This window comes from Klebsiella sp. HMSC16A12, assembly GCF_001808265.1.
Taxonomy (GTDB): Bacteria; Pseudomonadota; Gammaproteobacteria; order Enterobacterales; family Enterobacteriaceae; genus Klebsiella; species Klebsiella pneumoniae.
In genome coordinates, this window is sequence record NZ_KV792624.1 from 1 (window position 1) to 17,166 (window position 17,166).

The 17,166-nt window shown below is 60.9% G+C and carries 17 protein-coding genes and 4 pseudogenes; 18 read left to right on the forward strand and 3 right to left on the reverse strand.

Features of this window, described 5'->3' with window-relative positions:
• Positions 1-216 precede the first annotated feature (216 nt).
• Both HMPREF3140_RS28350 and HMPREF3140_RS28355 read right to left on the reverse strand, forming a co-directional pair.
• Positions 217-321, reverse strand: a pseudogene (locus HMPREF3140_RS28350) (transposase domain-containing protein); the annotation flags it as partial.
• Positions 278-541, reverse strand: a complete 264-nt coding sequence (locus HMPREF3140_RS28355) for a transposase (protein ID WP_004118209.1) — start codon at positions 539-541, stop codon at positions 278-280. The gene HMPREF3140_RS28355 and the pseudogene HMPREF3140_RS28350, both read right to left, overlap by 44 nt.
• Before the next feature lie 14 nt (positions 542-555).
• Here HMPREF3140_RS28355 and HMPREF3140_RS28360 point away from each other — a divergent pair, with 14 nt between their 5' ends.
• The 17 genes and pseudogenes from HMPREF3140_RS28360 to HMPREF3140_RS16935 all read left to right on the forward strand — a co-directional run bounded on the left by HMPREF3140_RS28360 (position 556) and on the right by HMPREF3140_RS16935 (position 15,119).
• Positions 556-819: a hypothetical protein gene (locus tag HMPREF3140_RS28360; protein WP_004118208.1), complete on the forward strand. Its 264-nt coding sequence runs from the start codon at positions 556-558 to the stop codon at positions 817-819.
• A gap of 221 nt (positions 820-1,040) precedes the next feature.
• The gene (locus HMPREF3140_RS29135; RefSeq protein WP_004118205.1) at positions 1,041-1,322 is read left to right on the forward strand and encodes a helix-turn-helix domain-containing protein; all 282 of its coding nucleotides are present in this window, start codon (positions 1,041-1,043) and stop codon (positions 1,320-1,322) included.
• 34 nt (positions 1,323-1,356) lie between these two features.
• Positions 1,357-1,926 carry a small heat shock protein sHSP20 gene (gene hsp20, locus HMPREF3140_RS16865; RefSeq protein ID WP_070553043.1) on the forward strand — a complete coding sequence of 190 codons (570 nt, stop codon included), beginning with the start codon at positions 1,357-1,359 and terminating at the stop codon, positions 1,924-1,926.
• A gap of 105 nt (positions 1,927-2,031) precedes the next feature.
• Entirely contained in the window at positions 2,032-4,881 is a 2,850-nt protein-coding gene (gene clpK / locus HMPREF3140_RS16870) for a heat shock survival AAA family ATPase ClpK (protein WP_004118202.1), read from the forward strand.
• Positions 4,881-5,072 (forward strand): hypothetical protein, encoded by a 192-nt coding sequence (locus HMPREF3140_RS16875; protein WP_017146640.1) that lies wholly within the window; start codon positions 4,881-4,883, stop codon positions 5,070-5,072. Before clpK ends, HMPREF3140_RS16875 begins: the two co-directional genes overlap by 1 nt.
• Positions 5,073-5,132: 60 nt before the next feature.
• Positions 5,133-5,769 (forward strand): annotated as a pseudogene (locus HMPREF3140_RS16880) (ATP-dependent metallopeptidase FtsH/Yme1/Tma family protein); the annotation flags it as partial.
• Complete coding sequence (locus tag HMPREF3140_RS28365) at positions 5,769-5,960, forward strand: hypothetical protein (protein WP_004118789.1); 192 nt, start codon at positions 5,769-5,771, stop codon at positions 5,958-5,960. The pseudogene HMPREF3140_RS16880 and the gene HMPREF3140_RS28365, both read left to right, overlap by 1 nt.
• A gap of 87 nt (positions 5,961-6,047) precedes the next feature.
• The gene (gene hsp20-GI, locus HMPREF3140_RS16890; protein WP_004118198.1) at positions 6,048-6,506 is read left to right on the forward strand and encodes a small heat shock protein sHSP20-GI; all 459 of its coding nucleotides are present in this window, start codon (positions 6,048-6,050) and stop codon (positions 6,504-6,506) included.
• Between the two features lie 22 nt (positions 6,507-6,528).
• Positions 6,529-7,443: a heat resistance protein YfdX1 gene (gene yfdX1 / locus HMPREF3140_RS16895; protein ID WP_032238607.1), complete on the forward strand. Its 915-nt coding sequence runs from the start codon at positions 6,529-6,531 to the stop codon at positions 7,441-7,443.
• A gap of 102 nt (positions 7,444-7,545) precedes the next feature.
• The gene (yfdX2, locus tag HMPREF3140_RS16900; RefSeq protein WP_013307890.1) at positions 7,546-8,433 is read left to right on the forward strand and encodes a heat resistance protein YfdX2; all 888 of its coding nucleotides are present in this window, start codon (positions 7,546-7,548) and stop codon (positions 8,431-8,433) included.
• Between the two features lie 89 nt (positions 8,434-8,522).
• Positions 8,523-9,164 (forward strand): heat resistance membrane protein HdeD-GI, encoded by a 642-nt coding sequence (hdeD-GI, locus tag HMPREF3140_RS16905; RefSeq protein ID WP_023329026.1) that lies wholly within the window; start codon positions 8,523-8,525, stop codon positions 9,162-9,164.
• A 48-nt stretch (positions 9,165-9,212) separates the two neighbouring features.
• Positions 9,213-10,358: a hypothetical protein gene (locus HMPREF3140_RS16910; RefSeq protein ID WP_004118192.1), complete on the forward strand. Its 1,146-nt coding sequence runs from the start codon at positions 9,213-9,215 to the stop codon at positions 10,356-10,358.
• A complete protein-coding gene (gene trx-GI, locus HMPREF3140_RS16915) occupies positions 10,348-10,788 on the forward strand; it encodes a heat resistance system thioredoxin Trx-GI (protein WP_000786815.1) in 441 nt (146 codons plus the stop codon). The genes HMPREF3140_RS16910 and trx-GI overlap by 11 nt, the downstream gene beginning before the upstream one ends.
• Positions 10,789-10,791: 3 nt before the next feature.
• A complete protein-coding gene (gene kefB-GI / locus HMPREF3140_RS16920) occupies positions 10,792-12,501 on the forward strand; it encodes a heat resistance system K+/H+ antiporter KefB-GI (RefSeq protein WP_032435673.1) in 1,710 nt (569 codons plus the stop codon).
• Between the two features lie 2 nt (positions 12,502-12,503).
• Positions 12,504-13,001: a heat resistance protein PsiE-GI gene (psiE-GI, locus tag HMPREF3140_RS16925; protein WP_001514138.1), complete on the forward strand. Its 498-nt coding sequence runs from the start codon at positions 12,504-12,506 to the stop codon at positions 12,999-13,001.
• A pseudogene (locus tag HMPREF3140_RS16930) lies at positions 12,979-13,943 on the forward strand (zinc metalloprotease HtpX). The gene psiE-GI and the pseudogene HMPREF3140_RS16930 overlap by 23 nt, the downstream one beginning before the upstream one ends.
• Positions 13,944-13,967: 24 nt before the next feature.
• Positions 13,968-15,119, forward strand: coding sequence for a S1C family serine protease (locus HMPREF3140_RS16935; RefSeq protein WP_000323730.1), 1,152 nt, complete (start codon positions 13,968-13,970; stop codon positions 15,117-15,119).
• A 224-nt stretch (positions 15,120-15,343) separates the two neighbouring features.
• On the opposite strand, the gene HMPREF3140_RS16940 is transcribed toward HMPREF3140_RS16935, so the two are convergent.
• Positions 15,344-16,324, reverse strand: coding sequence for an IS5 family transposase (locus tag HMPREF3140_RS16940; protein WP_032415021.1), 981 nt, complete (start codon positions 16,322-16,324; stop codon positions 15,344-15,346).
• 95 nt (positions 16,325-16,419) lie between these two features.
• Here HMPREF3140_RS16940 and HMPREF3140_RS27540 point away from each other — a divergent pair.
• A pseudogene (locus HMPREF3140_RS27540) lies at positions 16,420-17,099 on the forward strand (IS3 family transposase); the annotation flags it as partial.
• Positions 17,100-17,166: the final 67 nt, after the last annotated feature.

Genomic DNA, 17,166 nt, shown 5'->3' on the forward strand with positions numbered 1-17,166 from the left:
CAGGAAGGACATCTGATGGAAATGGAATCCACCCGCACAGCGCGCTGGGATATCACTCCCCGAGGGAATACCGGCAGCGGACATCGTTAACTTAAGATACAAAAGCTGTTCGGAGATGGAGGGTCAAGATCAGGGTGACCTGCGCCATGATGTTATCCGAGCCCTGTTTCCTAATCACTACACCGGTATTTGATTACCCAGGTCAACTTCAGGCTGTTACAGGGACGGCAACCGTGTCAGCACATCCTTGAGATAGGCATACGGATCGTGCCCATTATTACGGGCCGACTGGATCAAACTCATGATCGCAGCAGCGCGCTTGAGTATGCGAACCCACGCCGAGCATTTGAGAAGGCAACGGGATGAACGCTGGCTGGATAGCCGTGGTTTTCTGGGTAGGCAGCCGAATCCATTTGTGGTCGAGGTTGGCATTGAGGCTGTAGCCCAAGGCGATGTTTGCGATGGAGGCACCGGGTTCAGAACACTCCTGAATGACCTGAGCCTTGAAAGATTTGCTGTAGGTACGGCGCTGAGGGCGCATGGAAAATCCGCTTGATGGGCCATGGCCTTCGGCGGCGGTGTCGGGAAGGTGTGTTGGCCGGACGGATACTGTTGAACTACGTTGTCTGGGGCAACGGAAGTGTTTCGGCCCGACTCTGGAACGCGATCCGCAGCGACGACTGGGCAATTCCGCACGTTAGCCTGAGCAGCCTCGGGGAAATCGTCGTCTGGGCGCGCCCAGACGAGTTTCCGCCAAGGAACATGCAGACGAGCAAGGGGCTGCGGGCACTCGGCTACAACGTGAGGATCGGTGTTTGATCGAGGCGCCTGTGGTACACGCAGGCTGACGAGCCAGGCGCTGTCCATTGCCTGATCAGACCGCCCCGCTGCGCCTTGCCTGAGCAGTTGACCTGCATCAATGGGGCGGGAGAACGCTGCACATTGATTCTTGAAGTTATTCATAGTAGGTCTAATCTTACAAAGTATTGCAAGGATTTCCTTGGCCGGAACCGCAAAGCGACGCGATTGGAGAGGGTGAGATGAAAGCGCACCTACAGGTGATTTTCACGCTCGATGAATTGGCTGCGTACTTGAAAGTCGGCAAGCGGACGATTTATCGGCTCGCCGCACACGGGGAAATTCCGGCTTTCAAGGTGGGCGGGACGTGGCGGCTTCGTCAAAGTGAAATCGATCAGTGCATCAATGATCAGACCCGAGCCGGAGCAAAGAAGGAGGTGATGCGCAAGCGTGAACAGCAGAAGTCATCCGAGCAGCCCGTGTCGCCTGGGCGCACTGCCCGTCGCAGCAGGCAAAGGGCTTGAGTAACTCGTTTTCCAATTTTTCTGGAGGTATGACATGGACATCGATTTCAAGAAGTTGCCTCCCTGGAACTGGTTCAAGAACGAGCAGCAAGAGCAGCAGACCGCCTCTTCCCTGCCGGTGCAGCGCAATGACCTGCCAGCGGCGAGCGGGCCAGTCAGCCCGATCCTGCAACTGCATCGGGAAATCGACCGGCTGTTCGATGACGCATTCCGGGGCTTCGGTTTTCCGGCGTTGAACATGCCGCAGTGGCCATCCGATTGGTCGGGCATGCTGAAGCCGGCCCTGGACATCCAGGAAACCGACAAGCAGTACAAGATTACCCTGGAAGTGCCCGGTGTCGAGGAGAAGGACATCCAGATAACTCTCGACAACGACGTGCTGATGGTGCGTGGCGAGAAGCGCCAGGAACAGGAGAAGAAGGAAGGTGGCTTCCACCGTGTGGAGCGCTCCTACGGCAGCTTTCAGCGTGCCTTGAACCTGCCTGACGACGCCAACCAGGATTCGATCAAGGCATCGTTCAAGAACGGGGTGCTCACGGTCACGATCGACAAGCGCGAGGTCAGCGCGCCGAAGCAGGGACGCTCGATCCCGATCAACGGCTGACGTCGCCGGCTCGTTCGTCACAAGAAAAACCCGGCACGAGACGAGGAGTCGCGGCTCGCGATGCCTCGTCGCCTCAACCTTGTCAACCTTCTCAGGAGCATCAGCATGGCCAGAAAACAATGCCAGGTCTGCGGCCAACCCGCCACCGTGCGGGTGGAAGCCAATCTCAACGGTCGTAACAGCACCATGCTGTTGTGCGACGACCATTACCGGCAATTAGTGCGCCAGCAAAAGCGCACCGTTTCGCCGCTGGAAGCCTTGTTCGGCTCGCGCAGCGGCCTGTTCGAGGACTTCCTCGGCAGTGACTTCTTCCGCATCGGCGAAGACGCGACGCCAGTTGCCGCCGATACCGATGACGTGGTCGATGCCTCGTTTGGCGAGCCCGCCACCGCAGGTTCGGGTGCGCCGCGCCGTCGCGGCAGTGGGTTGGCCAGCCGCATCAGCGAACAGTCGGAAGCCTTGCTGCAGGAGGCCGCCAAACACGCTGCCGAATTTGGCCGCTCCGAGGTGGATACCGAACATCTGCTGCTGGCGCTGGCCGACAGCGACGTGGTCAAGACCATCCTGGGTCAGTTCAAGATCAAGGTCGATGACCTCAAGCGGCAGATCGAGTCTGAGGCCAAGCGCGGGGACAAGCCCTTCGAGGGCGAGATCGGCGTGTCGCCGCGCGTGAAGGATGCGCTCAGCCGCGCCTTCGTGGCCTCCAATGAACTCGGCCATTCTTATGTCGGTCCAGAGCATTTCCTGATCGGTCTGGCCGAGGAAGGCGAAGGGCTGGCCGCCAACCTGCTGCGCCGCTACGGCCTGACGCCGCAGGCGCTGCGCCAACAGGTCAGCAAGGTGGTCGGCAAGGGCGCCGAGGATGGCCGCGCTGAGACGCCGACCAACACGCCAGAACTCGACAAGTACTCGCGCGACCTGACCAAGATGGCGCGCGACGGCAAGCTCGACCCGGTGATCGGCCGCGCGCAGGAGATCGAAACCACCATCGAGGTGCTGGCCCGGCGCAAGAAGAACAACCCGGTGCTGATCGGCGAGCCGGGTGTGGGCAAGACCGCCATCGTCGAAGGGCTGGCGCAGCGCATGGTGGCGGGTGAAGTGCCCGAGACCTTGCGCGACAAGCGCCTGGTGGAACTCAACATCAACGCCATGGTGGCCGGCGCCAAATATCGCGGCGAGTTCGAGGAGCGCGTGCAGAAGGTGCTGAAGGAGGTGACCGAGCACCAGGGCGAGCTGATTTTGTTCATCGACGAGGTGCACACCATCGTTGGTGCCGGCCAGGGCGGTGGCGAAGGCGGGCTGGACGTGGCCAACGTGTTCAAACCGATGATGGCGCGCGGTGAACTCAACCTGATCGGCGCCACGACGCTGAACGAGTACCAGAAATACATCGAGAAGGATGCCGCACTGGAGCGGCGCTTCCAGCCGGTGACGGTGCCCGAGCCGACGGTGGCCCAGACCATCATGATTCTGCGCGGCCTGCGCGACACCTTCGAGGCGCACCACAAGGTCAGCATTTCCGAAGACGCGATCATCGCGGCGGCCGAGTTGTCCGACCGCTACATCACGGCGCGCTTCCTGCCGGACAAGGCGATCGACCTGCTCGACCAGGCGGCCGCGCGCGTGAAGCTGTCGGCCACGGCCCGGCCGGTGGCCGTGCAGGAGCTGGAGTCCGAACTGCACCAGCTACGGCGTGAACAGGATTACGTGGCCGCGCGCAAGCAGTACGACCAGGCCGCCGAGCTCGGCAAGCGCATCGAAGCCAAGGAGGCCGAGCTCAAGAAGCTCGTCGAGGACTGGGAGCGGGAGCGGGCCTCCGGCAGTGCCGAGGTCAAGGCGGAACACGTGGCGCAGGTTGTCTCGCGCCTGACCGGCATCCCGGTCAACGAGTTGACGGTGGAAGAGCGCGAAAAGCTGCTGCACCTGGAACAACGGCTGCACGAGCGCCTGGTGGGACAAGACGAGGCGGTCCGTGCCGTGGCCGATGCCGTGCGGCTATCCCGCGCCGGCCTGCGCGAAGGCAGTAAACCGGTGGCTACCTTCCTGTTTCTGGGCCCGACCGGGGTGGGCAAGACCGAGCTCGCCAAGGCATTGGCCGAATCGATCTACGGCGATGAGCACGCCCTGTTGCGCATCGACATGTCGGAATATGGCGAACGCCATACCGTGGCGCGGCTGGTGGGCGCGCCTCCGGGCTATGTCGGTTACGACGAAGGCGGTCAGCTCACCGAGAAGGTGCGGCGCAAGCCCTACAGCGTGCTGCTGCTCGACGAGATCGAGAAGGCACACCCTGACGTCTACAACATCCTGCTGCAAGTGTTCGACGACGGTCGCCTCACCGACGGCAAGGGCCGGGTGGTGGATTTCACCAACACCATCATCATCGCCACGTCCAACCTGGGTTCGGACATCATCCAGCGACGGCTGAAGGCGCGTGAGGCGGCTGGCGAGGAGTACGAAAAGACCAAGGCCGAGGTCATGGACGTGCTGCGCGGCCACTTCCGGCCCGAGTTCCTCAACCGCATCGACGAGATCATCGTCTTCCATGCGCTGGGCAAGGAGGAGATCCGCCACATCGTCGGCCTGCAGCTCGATCGCGTGGCGCGCAGCGCCGCCAGCCAGGGCGTGACGCTCACTTTCGATCAGACGCTGATCGACCATTTCGCGGAAGAAGGCTACAAGCCCGAGTTCGGTGCGCGTGAACTCAAGCGCCTGATCCGCAGCGAGCTGGAAACTGCGCTGGCGCGCGAGATGCTCGGTGGCGGCATCGGCAAGGGCGATCACGCCAGCGCACGCTGGGACGACAAGGCCGAACGCGTGGTGTTCGAACGCAAAGAGCCACCGCAGACCCCGGCCGAGCCGGAGCAGCCGGATGTCGCGAAGGCGACCGAGACGCCGCACGGCGACGCTGGCAAAGACTCGAGCAAGAAGAAGTCGGCGAGCGACGCATCTTGATGGCGGGCGAGGCTGCCGTGTCCGACTCCATCAGCCTGGCATGGGCAGCCTCCCTGGCATCGATCGCGGTGGCGGTCGTGGCCGCGGGTCACGCGGTCGTCTACAAGCGTGATCCGCGGTCGGCCACGCCGTGGGGGCTGCTCATCAGCGGCGGCACTGCCCTCCCGCTCGCTGGCCATCCGTTTGCGTGACGGTGCGGCCCGTCTGTTCACCTGATCCTCTGGCAACTCGACTTTCGAGGAACACGGTCCATGGAAAAAAAGAATCAATGGAATACCGGCTACTGGATCGTTGCCCTCCTGCTGTTGCTGAGTTTGCAGAGCTACTGGCAGACGGCGAAAACCGTCGAGCCGGTGCCCTACAGCGAGTTCGAGAAGGCGCTGGACGAGGGGCGCGTGGCCGAAGTGCTGGTGTCGGATCGTACGGTGACCGGGCGCCTGAAGTCGCCGGACAGCCGGGGCAAGACGACGATCGTGGCAACGAGGGTCGAACCCGATCTTGCCGATCGCCTGTCGAAGTACGACGTACCCTATGCCCGCGTGTTGGAGAGCACCTGGCTGAGCGATGTGCTGTCGTGGATCCTGCCAGCGGTATCCTTCTTTGGCGTCTGGTTCTTCCTGTTCCGCCGCTTCGCCGAGAAGCAGGGCATGGGCGGGTTTCTCAACATCGGTAAGAGCCGCGCCAAGGTGTTCGTGGAAAAGAACACCGGTGTGACGTTCGCCGATGTGGCGGGGGGGGGATGAGGCCAAGGCGGAGCTGGTCGCGATCGTCGATTTCCTGAAGAATCCGCAGGACTATGGCCGTCTCGGGGCGCGCATTCCCAAGGGCGTGTTGCTGGTCGGCCCACCGGGCACCGGCAAGACATTGCTGGCCAAGGCTGTTGCCGGGTGGCCGAATCGACCCAGGCGCGCATCGATCAGGCTATCCGCGACATCGTGATGGGCGTGTTCGAGCGCGCCTACCGGATTCTCGACATCAACCGCGCGGTGCTGGAGCGCTGTGCGCGCGAGCTGCTGGCGCGGGAAACGCTCGACGAAAGCGATATCCGTCAATTGACTCAAGGACTTGTTCGGAACTGAAAACAGTAGTAGGTGCCATTCAGAGTAAACCGACGGCTCTGTTCAGTGCGTCATCCAATTCGTCGGCATTGTTCAAGGAGAACCGATATGTCTGCATTGACTCCGTGGGACCCCTTCCGGGAACTGGATGAATTGCAAAACCGCCTGGCGACGATGTTCGGACGAATACCCCAGCGACAGGGCGCCCGTACCGGCAACGAAGCCAAGACCACGGCGGACTGGGCTCTAATGGCGGACATCAGCGAGGATGAGAACGCATTCCTCCTCAAGCTGGATCTGCCGGAGGTCCCCAGGGATGCCGTGCGCGTCAGCGCGGAAAACGGTGTGCTCACCATCAGCGGCGAGCGCAAACTGGAAAAAGAGGAGCAGGGCAAGAAGTTCCACCGCATAGAACGTGCCTATGGCCGCTTTGTGCGCAGCTTTGTCTTGCCTGACAACGTTGATCCGACCAAGGTGACGACTTCCATGAAAGACGGCGTGCTGGAAGTGCGGCTTGTCAAGGCCGAGCAAGCCAAACCGAAACAGATTGAAATCTCAGTCAACTAACTTCAATCAAGAGCCCAAGATCATGAATATCAAACAGCCACAATACACCTTCTCCGCACTTGCCCTGGCGGTCGTCGTCGGACTGAGCGGACCGGCTCTGGCCCAATCGGCGGCAGGTTCTAGCCCAGGTGCTGCAGCACCCTCTGCCGCATCCAAGGCGGCACAGCCACAGGTAGATGACAAGGCCGCCCGGGAAGCCGATAAAAAGCGTGCCGAGCTCACTCAAGACGCCATCACGGCGCTCACCAAGACCCAGGAGGCTTTGACCCTCCTTGATGCAAACAAGACCAAGGAGGCGCTTGCTGCGCTGGAACTGGCCAGCGGAAAGCTGGAACTGGTATTGGCACGCGACGCCAAACTTGCTTTGGCGCCGGTCGATGTACGCGTCATCACCCACGATATCCACGCCAACGTGGAATCGGTAAAGAAAGCGGTCAAGTTGTCTCGGGAGTTGTTGGGTGATGGCGAGGTGCAAAAGGCCCGGCCCATCGTTGCCAATCTGGCCAGCGAAATCGTAATCCAAACCGACAACCTTCCGATGGCAACGTACCCGGCAGCGATCAAGTCGGCCGCACGGCTCATCGACAGCGGCAAGATCGACAACGCCAAAGCGGAACTCGCCCGAGCACTGAACACGCTGGTGGTGACCTCGGTCGCCTTTCCTCTGCCCGTGCTACGGGCTGAAGCCGCGATGGCAAAAGCTGAAAAGCTGGCCGAGACCGACAGGCGCGATGCCAGGCAGAACGAGGAGCTCAGCACCTTGCTGTCGTCCGTGCGCACGGAGATCGAGATGGCGCAGATCCTGGGTTATGGCAAGAAGGCGGACTTCAAACCCATCTTCGATCAGGTGAAGTCCATTGAGCAAAAGTCGGCTGGTGGCAAAAGCGGCAAGGGATGGTTCGACGAGTTGAAGACGCGCATCCAAAAGCTGTTTTGAGGTGATGAAGGGGCTGACTGCTCTGTCGGTCAGTCTCGCGATGTTCGCATTCAGCCCCAATAGATTCGCCTATTTTCACTATCTCATACGAGGCATATCACCATGAATGAGCAAACACCGAATCCCAATGCGACGAACGAAGGAAAAAACGAACAGGCCGCGGTAAGCAGCCTTCCTGTCAGTCCAGAGTCCAAGCCTGAAGTCGTCACGGAGGTACAGCCTGAGGTTCAGAAAGAAACGGACTCGCAGGCGGCAGACAAACGTAAACAAGTCCTCGATGAGGCAGTCTCGGCCTTGTCGCTGACCAAATCAGCGCTGGCCGCACTTGACGGCAAGGACACTGCACGCGCATTGGCAACGCTGGCCGAAGTGACGGGAAAGCTGGAGCTGATCGTCGCGCGCGAACCCACGCTCGCCCTGGCCGGCGTTGATGTGCGCACCATCGTGCACGACTTGTTCGCCAACACGGAAACCATTGAGGCGATGACCGACGAGGCGCTGGATGCCCTCAAACATGGCGAGGTGCAACAGGCTCGCCACGTGCTGGCTTTGCTGGCCAGTGAAATCGTGATCACGGTCACCAGCATCCCTTTGGCGTCCTATCCCGCAGCCGTGAAGGCAGTCGTGCCGCTGATCGATCAGGGCAAGATCGAAGAAGCCAAAGCCGCGCTGCAGTCAGCGCTCAGCACGCTGGTCGAGGAGCGCAGCGTGCTTCCGCTGCCCGTCCTGCGTGCGAAGCTGCTCCTGAAGCGCGCCGAGCCCCTGGTAGAAGATGGTCAGCGCAGCGAAGCATCCAATGAGCGCCTGGAGACATTGTTGAACGAAGCCCGGCAGCAGTTGGAAATGGCAGAACTGCTGGGCTATGGAAAAAGGAAGGACTTTGAGCCCCTGTACGCTGAACTCAAGAAAATCAAGGAAAAGACGGGAGGGGGAGGCTGCGGAAAAGGCTGGCTCGATGAAGTCAAGGCAAAACTGTCCAGGTTGTTCTGAAACCGCTGGAGAGGGGGCGCATAGCGCCCCCTCTCTTGTCCCATGAGTGTTTGATTTTTTATTTTGTATAGATCTTTAGGAGATATTGCATGAAAACAGACACCATCGCCAATTCCAATGCGGATGACCCCACCAAAGCACTGTGTTCGCTGAGCCAAAATTGGTGGCTTTTTGTGCTGCGCGGTGTCTTGGCATTGATTTTTGCAGCCCTCGCGTTCTGGATGCCACAATCGGCTCTGTTGGCCATGACCATCATGTTCGGCGCATTTTCCTTGGTCAATGGCGCGTTCAACTTGTTTGCAGCGGTGCGCCATATCCAGAAAAAAGAGCGCTGGGGCTGGCTGCTGTTCAGCGGCATTGTCGGCATACTTACGGGCGTCGTCGTCCTGGTTGCTCCTTGGGTCGCCACGATAGTCTTGGCTTCTTTTTTATGGGCTAGCGTGGGCTTCTGGGCGATTTTCACCGGTGTGCTGGAGATATCCGCCGCCGTTCGGCTGCGTCGGGAAATCAAGGGTGAAATCTGGCTTGCCCTCAGTGGACTGCTCTCGATTATCCTTGGTGCTATCGTCTTGTGGATATTTTTTACCCGTCCGGTCGAGTCATTCGTGGCCGCAGGCTGGCTGTTGGGTTTCCATGCGGCAGTCTATGGCGTCACGCTTTTGTTCTTGAGTTGGAGTCTTCGCAAACGCGCCTGGGGTAAGAGCGTGCCAAACCAAAATCTATGGATATGAGCATCCTCGATTCATGCCTCCATAGAAATGACATCGAAGGAGTCATACATGCAGATACAATATAGCTATCGAGCTATCGACAAAGAGTTTCATGAACCTTGGCAGAGAGCTTTGGGAAATGTGATCGAGCACGCCCTCAAGCCATTGCTCGACAAACACACTAAAGATTCAGCGCGACTTCAAATCGTCCTTGATCGCGACAAGATCAAGCGGCAATTTCTGGCCAGTGGCTATATGCACCTGCCCGGCAAAAAGATTGTCAGCGTTACTGCATCACATGACGAGCTGACGCCCCTCGCGCAGATGCTCGCACAGTCGTTGTTCCGTCAGGCCAAGAAGCATTTTGACCGACTGCATGCTCAGGATCAAATCAAGCGCAAAGCACGACGCGAGCGCTTGCGCGAGCTCAAGGTGCGGATTGCCGCAAAACCCGCATCAGCCGCCCATGAGGCCGAGGTGACCCGAATGCCTCTACTGTCGAAACTTGAGGCTGTCGCAAGGCGTGAGCTGGCTTATCTGCGGGCCGTCGGCGATTTACCGCGCGATTATCCGACGCTGCGCGACGTGGTGGATGAAGCGATTGTCCGAGCTAAGGTGGAATGGCAATCCGTGCCGGGGGAAAAAGAGGCTTACACCGGTCTTTTGAAGCATCTGTTCGCCGTCCTGGATAACGAAGTGGCAAGCAGCCGGCAATTTGGCGAATTCGTTTCTCTGGACGCGCCGGTCGAACCGGATGCCCAAGACGTGGCCGAGGCCATGGTGGAAGAGGAAATCTTCGAATTTTATCAGCACGATGACACACTCAAGCTGGCCGATATTTTCGCTGGCAGTCAGCATCCCGATGTCGCAACGATCGCGGAACAGGAGGAGCTGATTGATCGGTCGAGCGAGTTCGCTTTTGCATTTGACCTGCTGAAGGACATGCCGCGTTTGTGGCGGCGCATTTTTCTGCTTATCCGTGTGGACGGGCTGAATGCCAGCAGCGTCTCTGAAATCCTGCTGATCCCTAGTAAGGAAGATGCTGTCCGAAGGTGGCTCATGCAGGCCGAAGCATTCATCGCTGCTCATCTGGAAGAGGCCGGAGTAAGCAAAAACGGGAACGATTGGCTCCAAGGCGTTGATTGGTCGGCATTGTCTGTGACCCGAAGCGAGGCAGCCTCACTGTGGTCCAAGGAGGCGAACCATGAAGAATGATCTTCACCTCGTCTGCCCGCATTGCCAGTCCATCAACCGCGTACCGACTGCGAAGCTATCGGAACATCCCAACTGTGGCCGCTGCCAGCAGCCCTTGTTTACGGGCGAGCCCATCGAGTTGACCACGGCGACGTTCTCGCGCCACGTGGAGCGCAGCGATCTGCCGCTGCTGGTCGATTTCTGGGCGCCATGGTGCGGGCCGTGCAAGATGATGGCGCCACAGTTCCAGCAAGCGGCGCACCAGCTCGAACCGAGGATCCGGCTGGCGAAGGTGAATACCGAGGCTGAGCCCCACCTGGCCGCGCAGTTCGGTATCCGCAGCATCCCGACGCTCGCCCTGTTCCAGGGTGGGCGGGAGATCGCCCGTCAGGCCGGCGTGATGGGCGCGCAGGACATCGTGCGCTGGACGTCGACGCAAGTGGGGCGCTGACCGATGCAGGGCTTGCTCGGCACTACGCTAATCCTGCTGGCGGCTTGCAGCCTGGCGGCGATGGCCACGGCGGCGTTCAGAGTGCCCGCCTTGCTGGGGTATCTCTCTGTCGGCGTTGTACTGGGCCCCTCAGTCATCGGCGTGATCGCGCCGGGGGAGACGCTGAGCTTTCTGTCCGAGCTGGGCGTGGCGCTGCTGTTGTTCATGGTCGGACTGGAATTCTCCCTCGGAGACTTCTGGCTCGCCCGCAGGACGGTGCTGATGGCGGGCGCTCTGCAGATGATCGCCGTGGCCCCGCCGCTGATCCTGCTATTGATGTGGCTGGGGCAGCCCGGCCAGAGCGCCGCGCTGCTCGGCACTGCGGCGGCCATGTCGTCCACGGCGCTGGTCAGCCGACAACTGGCCGACCAAGGCGAGCTCACCACCCGCCACGGACGCAGTGCCATCGCCGTGCTGGTCTTTCAGGACCTGGCCAGCGTGCCCCTGCTGGCCTTGCTGGCGATCTGGGCGCGCGGCGAGTCGCCGAAGATCGAGCATGTGCTGCTCGAAGTATTCGGTGTGCTGCTGCTGTTCGCGGCAGCGGCCCTCGTCTCGCGCCGTCTGTTGCATGGCCTGCTGGGCTGGGTGGCGCGGCGGGGCCACGAGGAATCGTTCGTGCTCATCTCCTTGTGCGTGGTGGTGGCTGCCGCCGCTGCTGCGCACGCGGTCGGCGTATCCGCCGCCCTGGGGGCCTTCCTCGCCGGGATGGTGCTGGGCGAGAGCGACTTCCGGCACCACATGGAAAGCCACCTCAGGCCGTTTCGCGATGTGTTGTCGGGCGTGTTCTTCGTGACCATCGGCCTGCAACTGGACGCAGCACAGATTCTTTCGGCACCGCTGGCGGTGCTGGCGTGGCTGGTGGTGCTGGTACCGGTCAAGATCCTGCTCAATACGCTGGCCTTGCGGGCGACGCGCCTGTCCGCCCTCGATGCCTGGCGCACGGGCATAGCGTTGGGGCACGGCGGCGAGTTCGCCCTGCTGTTGTTGGGCACGGTCTTGCAGCAGCATCTGATCCCCGCGACCGTCGTCCAACCCATGCTGGTCGCGCTGGTGCTCAGCATGGCCCTGGCACCGCTACTGATCCGCCATCACGATGTACTTGCCCGGTTCTTGAGCCGCACCGGCGGCGTCATTCAGCCACCCCAGGCTGAAGAAGTCGAGATCGCCGCGCAGACGACGCGATATCGAGACCATGTCATCGTTTGCGGCGCGGGCGAGCTTGGCCTGACAGTCAGCGAGATTCTTCGCCACGCCGGCGTGGCGCATCTGCTGCTGGAGGCGGACGCGCAGAAGGTAGAGGCCGCGCGTGCCGCCGGCGCGCCGGTGTTCCATGGCGATGCCAGTCGGCCCGATACCTTGCTGGCTGCCGGCTTGACGCATGCGCACTTGGTGGTGCTAACGTTCGCCCATGCCCAGCAAGCGTTGCGCATCGCCCAGGCGATTGCCGAGCGCCGTCCGGCGCTAACCTTGTGGGTGTCATGCAGAAGTACGACCGCGGCCGATGCATTTCGCGCCATGCCTAACGTGCGCGTGTATCAGCAATCCTTTGCCGCAGCTATTGGGCTGGCGGAACAGGTGATGTCGACGCTTGGCATGTCGACCGAGTTGATTGAAGGACACATCAGCGCAATGCGCCGCCGTCTCGACAGCAGCCGTTTTCCAGGGAGTTCATAGTCATGAAATCAAAACGCCTTAACCCATTTCAGGTCTTGCGTGACCAATTGGCCATCATGAGTTTTTACGAGCGCTTCGAGCAGGTCGTCGCGCTCGTGCTGTCGGCGGTGATCGCCGTCATCATCATGGTGTCGCTGTTCCAGCTCATCTCCATCGTCTTCACGCTGCTGGTTCTCGATGCCTTCAATCCCCTGGACCACAAGGTATTCCAGAGCGTGTTCGGCATGATCATGACGCTCTTGATCGCGATGGAGTTCAAGCATTCCATCGTGCGCGTGGCGCTGCGTCGGGACAGCATCATCCAGGTTAAGACGGTGGTCCTGATCGCGGTGATCGCACTCTCCCGCAAGTTCGTGATCCTCGACTCCGACGCGAGCCCCGCAAAGATAGCCGCGCTGGCAGGCGCCACGCTGGCTCTGGGTGCGACCTACTGGCTGCTGCGCAAGCGCGGCGACCGCGCCGCCGAGACCTCTGAGCATGACCCGTCATCATCCGAGTGATCCGCGCACTGTGCTCTTGCAACACCGCTGGCTCAACCGCCTGCAGACCGGGCTGTTGGTCCTGACCCTGGTCGGGATCGCAGCCGCAGCAGGGAGACTGCCATTTGGGGAAGGCTGCCTGTGGCTCGCGCTGTTTGCCGTTGCAGGTGCGTTGCTGCTGGACCCGGTAGCCGCGTCGGCGCTGAGCTTGCGCCTGTACCGCGTACGGACCTTGCACCCGCAACAAGCCCACGAGATGTGGGCCCTGTTGCGCGAGCTGCCCGCCCGTGCCGGTTTGCCCGCCACGCCGGTGCCGCACTATGTGCCCAGTGCCGTCGTCAACGCCTTCGCCACCGGATCGAAGCAGGAGGCATCGATCGCCCTCACCGATGGCCTGCTGCGCAGCCTGAGCCCACGCGAGCTGGCGGGTGTGTTCGCGCACGAGGTCGCGCACATCGCTAATGAGGATCTGCGTGTCATGGGGCTGGCGGATTCCGTCAGTCGCCTCACGTGCCTACTGGCCCTTATGGGACAGATCGCGTCCTGCTCAGCCTGCCCGCGCTGCTGGTTGGCGCGGCGGAGGTCTATTGGCCTGGTCTATTGTTATTGGCCGCATCGCCCCAACTGGCCCTGCTCGCACAGCTCGGCTTGTCTCGCGTGCGTGAGTTCGACGCTGACCGCCTTGCGGCGGAACTGACTGGCGACCCGCAGGGGCTGGCGTCCGCGCTGGCGAAAATCGAGCGGGTCAGCCGCTCCTGGCGTGCCTGGCTATGGCCGGGATGGGGCAATCCCGAGCCCTCCTGCTTGCGCACGCGTCCGGCAACGCAAGAGCGCATCGCACGCCTGCTGACGTTGGCGCCTGGGCCAGCATCAGCGTTGCCACTCCGCGCGCCCCATTTTTTGCCGGAATCCGCTTTGGCGACGCGCCCACCGCGCTGGCGCCCGAGCGGGCTGTGGCGCTGATTGCCCATCAACAGGAGACGTCTCATGGCCTATCTCGACCCGTACCAACGCCCCGCGCCGGACCGCTTCGTCCGGCGCTGGCTCTTCATCACCGCCTGTATTGCCGCGCTCATGCTGCTGTGGCAGTTTCTGCCCGCCATCGAGGCCTGGTTCAGTCCGCGCGAGGCAGCAGAACGCACCGTGATGGCGCGTGGCGATCTGGCGGCGGACGAGAAAACCACCATCGAACTGTTCGAAAAATCGCGCGCCTCGGTGGTCTACATCACCACCGCGCAATTAGTACGCGATGTCTGGACGCGCAACGTGTTCTCCGTGCCGCGCGGCACTGGCTCGGGCTTCATCTGGGACGACGCCGGCCACGTCGTCACCAACTTCCACGTCATCCAGGGCGCGTCCGAAGCCACCGTCAAACTGGCCGACGGCCGCGACTACCAGGCCGCGCTGGTGGGGACGAGCCCCGCGCACGACATCGCCGTGCTCAAGATCGGCGTCGGTTTCAAGCGCCCGCCGGCCGTGCCGGTCGGCACCAGTGCCGACCTCAAGGTGGGTCAGAAGGTGTTTGCTATCGGCAACCCCTTCGGCCTGGACTGGACGCTCACCACTGGTATCGTCTCCGCGCTCGACCGCTCGTTGCCGGGAGAAGCGGGCGGCCCGGCCATCGATCACCTGATCCAGACCGACGCCGCCATCAACCCCGGCAATTCCGGTGGCCCGCTGCTCGATTCGGCTGGGCGGCTGATCGGCATCAATACCGCCATCTACAGTCCGTCTGGCGCCTCGGCCGGCATAGGCTTTGCGGTGCCGGTCGATACCGTCATGCGCGTGGTGCCGCAACTCATAAAGACCGGCAAGTACATCCGTCCGGCGCTGGGCATCGAGGTGGATGAGCAGCTCAACACGCGTCTGCAGGCGCTGACCGGCAGTAAGGGCGTATTCGTATTGCGCGTGACGCCGGGCTCGGCGGCGCACAGGGCCGGGCTCGTCGGCGTCGAGGTCACCGCAGGCGGCATCGTGCCCGGCGATCGCGTTATCAGCATCGACGGTATCGCCGTTGACGACGTCACCACCTTACAGGCCCGGCTAGACGACAAGAACGTTGGAGATGTTGTGGTCTTGTTAGTGGAGCGGGCCGGCAAGACTCGCGAGATGCTTGTGGAACTACAACCGGGAGTTTGATGGAAAGTGGGTCATGGATCTGCACAGCGAAGCAGCCAAGCGACTTCAGCCTTGCGCCGAACTACGAGCCCTAGCTAGGGATGGTCTGAAGTAGCCCTGTATTTCCGGCTGACTTCAGCCACTGCTGATTTTGAAAGCGGTGAACCGATCAAAAACGATCGGATCACTCGCTCATTTCGGTGCTTTCAGCCGTCGCGAGCACCTTGCGAGGGCCATTTTCCGCATTACAGGCGCACCTTTCCTGCGCTTGCCAGCAAATGTCGACGGGCCATCCATAGGCTCGACAGGGCAAACAGCGTCACCAGTTGTGCAGTGTTCTTCACCAGCCCTCGGAAACGTACCTTGGTGTAGCCGAACTGCCGCTTGATCACGCGAAACGGGGGCTCTACCTTCGCTCGCACTTGCGCCTTGGCCTTCTCGATCTTGCGCTTGGCTTTGTACAGGGCGCTGCGTTTATCGAGCATCTTGTAGGTGCTGCGGCGTGCTGCGACCTGCCAGATCACTTCTCGGTCGGCATGCTCGGAGCGCTTTTCGACGCCTGTGTAGCCGTCATCGGCGCAGACGACGTTCTCGTCGCCGTGCAGCAGTTTGTCGACCTGGGTGACATCCGCCACGGTGGCTGCCGTGCCCACCACGCTGTGTACCAGCCCCGATTCATCATCAACGCCGATGTGCGCCTTCATGCCAAAGTAATACTGGTTCCCCTTCTTGGTCTGGTGCATTTCCGGGTCGCGCTTGCCGTCCTGGTTCTTGGTTGAACTGGGCGCGTGGATCAGCGTGGCATCGACGATAGTGCCCTGGCGCAGCGACAGACCGCGATCCCCCAGGTAGCCATTGTTCACGCAGAGGATGCCGGCTGCCAGCTCATGTTTCTCCAGCAGACGACGGAAGTTGAGGATGGTGGTTTCGTCAGGAATACGCTCCAGGCTCAGTCCGGCGAACTGACGTAGGATGGTCGTCTCGTACAGCGCTTCTTCCATGGCCGGATCGCTGTAGCCGAACCAGTTCTGCATCAGATGGATACGCAGCATCGCCATCAAGGGATACGCCGGGCGACCACCTTCGCCTTTCGGATAATGCGGTTCGATCAGGGCAATCAGCCCTTTCCACGGCACCACCTGATCCATCTCGATCAGGAACAGTTCCTTGCGGGTCTGCTTGCCCTTGCCGGCATACTCGGCGTCGGCGAAGGTCATCTGCTTCATGGAAGAACTCGAGTGGCGGGATCAGCGTATTTTGAATCGCCACGGGTTTAACAGACACCTCAGAGTCATTTAAGATGGCTTAAAGAGAGGTGCCCATGAGCGGTAAGCGTTATCCCGAAGAGTTTAAAATTGAAGCAGTCAAACAGGTTGTTGATCGCGGTTATTCTGTTGCCAGCGTTGCAACGCGTCTCGATATCACCACCCACAGCCTTTACGCCTGGATAAAGAACTACGGTCCGGATTCTTCCACTAATAAAGAACCGTCAGATGCTCAGGCCGAGATCCGCCGTCTTCAGAAAGAGCTGAAGCGGGTTACCGACGAACGGGACATATTAAAAAAAACCGCGGCGTACTTCGCAAAGCTGTCCGACTGAGGTACGCCTTTATCCGTGACAACACCTGTTGCTGGCCTGTTCGCCTGCTCTGTCGGGTGCTGGATGTACATCCCAGTGGTTTTTACGCCTGGCTTCAGCAGCCGCATTCACAACGCCATCAGGCAGACCTGAGACTGACAGGACAGATTAAACAGTTCTGGCTGGAATCGGGATGCGTCTATGGTTATCGCAAAATCCATCTGGATCTGCGGGACAGCGGACAACAGTGCGGAGTGAACAGAGTCTGGCGACTGATGAAACGTGTCGGGATAAAGGCTCAGGTCGGATACCGGAGCCCGAGGGCACGTAAAGGCGAGGCCAGTATCGTGTCGCCCAACAGGCTCCAGCGACAGTTCAATCCGGATACTCCGGATGAGCGTTGGGTAACGGACATAACCTACAGTGTGCCCGGAATTCGGGGCGAGCATGGACGCTCAAATGAACCACGAGTCTGTCTGGAATATTGAA

What these genes read in the sequence shown, in the direction of transcription:
- HMPREF3140_RS28360 (WP_004118208.1), top strand. Translation starts at nt 556, where the DNA reads ATGGGCCATGGCCTTCGGCGGCGGTGTCGGGAAGGTGTGTTGGCCGGA.
- HMPREF3140_RS16940 (WP_032415021.1), bottom strand. Translation starts at nt 16,324, where the DNA reads ATGAAGCAGATGACCTTCGCCGACGCCGAGTATGCCGGCAAGGGCAAG.
- HMPREF3140_RS28355 (WP_004118209.1), bottom strand. Translation starts at nt 541, where the DNA reads ATGCGCCCTCAGCGCCGTACCTACAGCAAATCTTTCAAGGCTCAGGTC.
- hsp20 (WP_070553043.1), top strand. Translation starts at nt 1,357, where the DNA reads ATGGACATCGATTTCAAGAAGTTGCCTCCCTGGAACTGGTTCAAGAAC.
- yfdX1 (WP_032238607.1), top strand. Translation starts at nt 6,529, where the DNA reads ATGAATATCAAACAGCCACAATACACCTTCTCCGCACTTGCCCTGGCG.
- HMPREF3140_RS16910 (WP_004118192.1), top strand. Translation starts at nt 9,213, where the DNA reads ATGCAGATACAATATAGCTATCGAGCTATCGACAAAGAGTTTCATGAA.
- HMPREF3140_RS16935 (WP_000323730.1), top strand. Translation starts at nt 13,968, where the DNA reads ATGGCCTATCTCGACCCGTACCAACGCCCCGCGCCGGACCGCTTCGTC.
- yfdX2 (WP_013307890.1), top strand. Translation starts at nt 7,546, where the DNA reads ATGAATGAGCAAACACCGAATCCCAATGCGACGAACGAAGGAAAAAAC.
- HMPREF3140_RS16875 (WP_017146640.1), top strand. Translation starts at nt 4,881, where the DNA reads ATGGCGGGCGAGGCTGCCGTGTCCGACTCCATCAGCCTGGCATGGGCA.
- HMPREF3140_RS29135 (WP_004118205.1), top strand. Translation starts at nt 1,041, where the DNA reads ATGAAAGCGCACCTACAGGTGATTTTCACGCTCGATGAATTGGCTGCG.
- hdeD-GI (WP_023329026.1), top strand. Translation starts at nt 8,523, where the DNA reads ATGAAAACAGACACCATCGCCAATTCCAATGCGGATGACCCCACCAAA.
- clpK (WP_004118202.1), top strand. Translation starts at nt 2,032, where the DNA reads ATGGCCAGAAAACAATGCCAGGTCTGCGGCCAACCCGCCACCGTGCGG.
- psiE-GI (WP_001514138.1), top strand. Translation starts at nt 12,504, where the DNA reads ATGAAATCAAAACGCCTTAACCCATTTCAGGTCTTGCGTGACCAATTG.
- hsp20-GI (WP_004118198.1), top strand. Translation starts at nt 6,048, where the DNA reads ATGTCTGCATTGACTCCGTGGGACCCCTTCCGGGAACTGGATGAATTG.
- trx-GI (WP_000786815.1), top strand. Translation starts at nt 10,348, where the DNA reads ATGAAGAATGATCTTCACCTCGTCTGCCCGCATTGCCAGTCCATCAAC.
- kefB-GI (WP_032435673.1), top strand. Translation starts at nt 10,792, where the DNA reads ATGCAGGGCTTGCTCGGCACTACGCTAATCCTGCTGGCGGCTTGCAGC.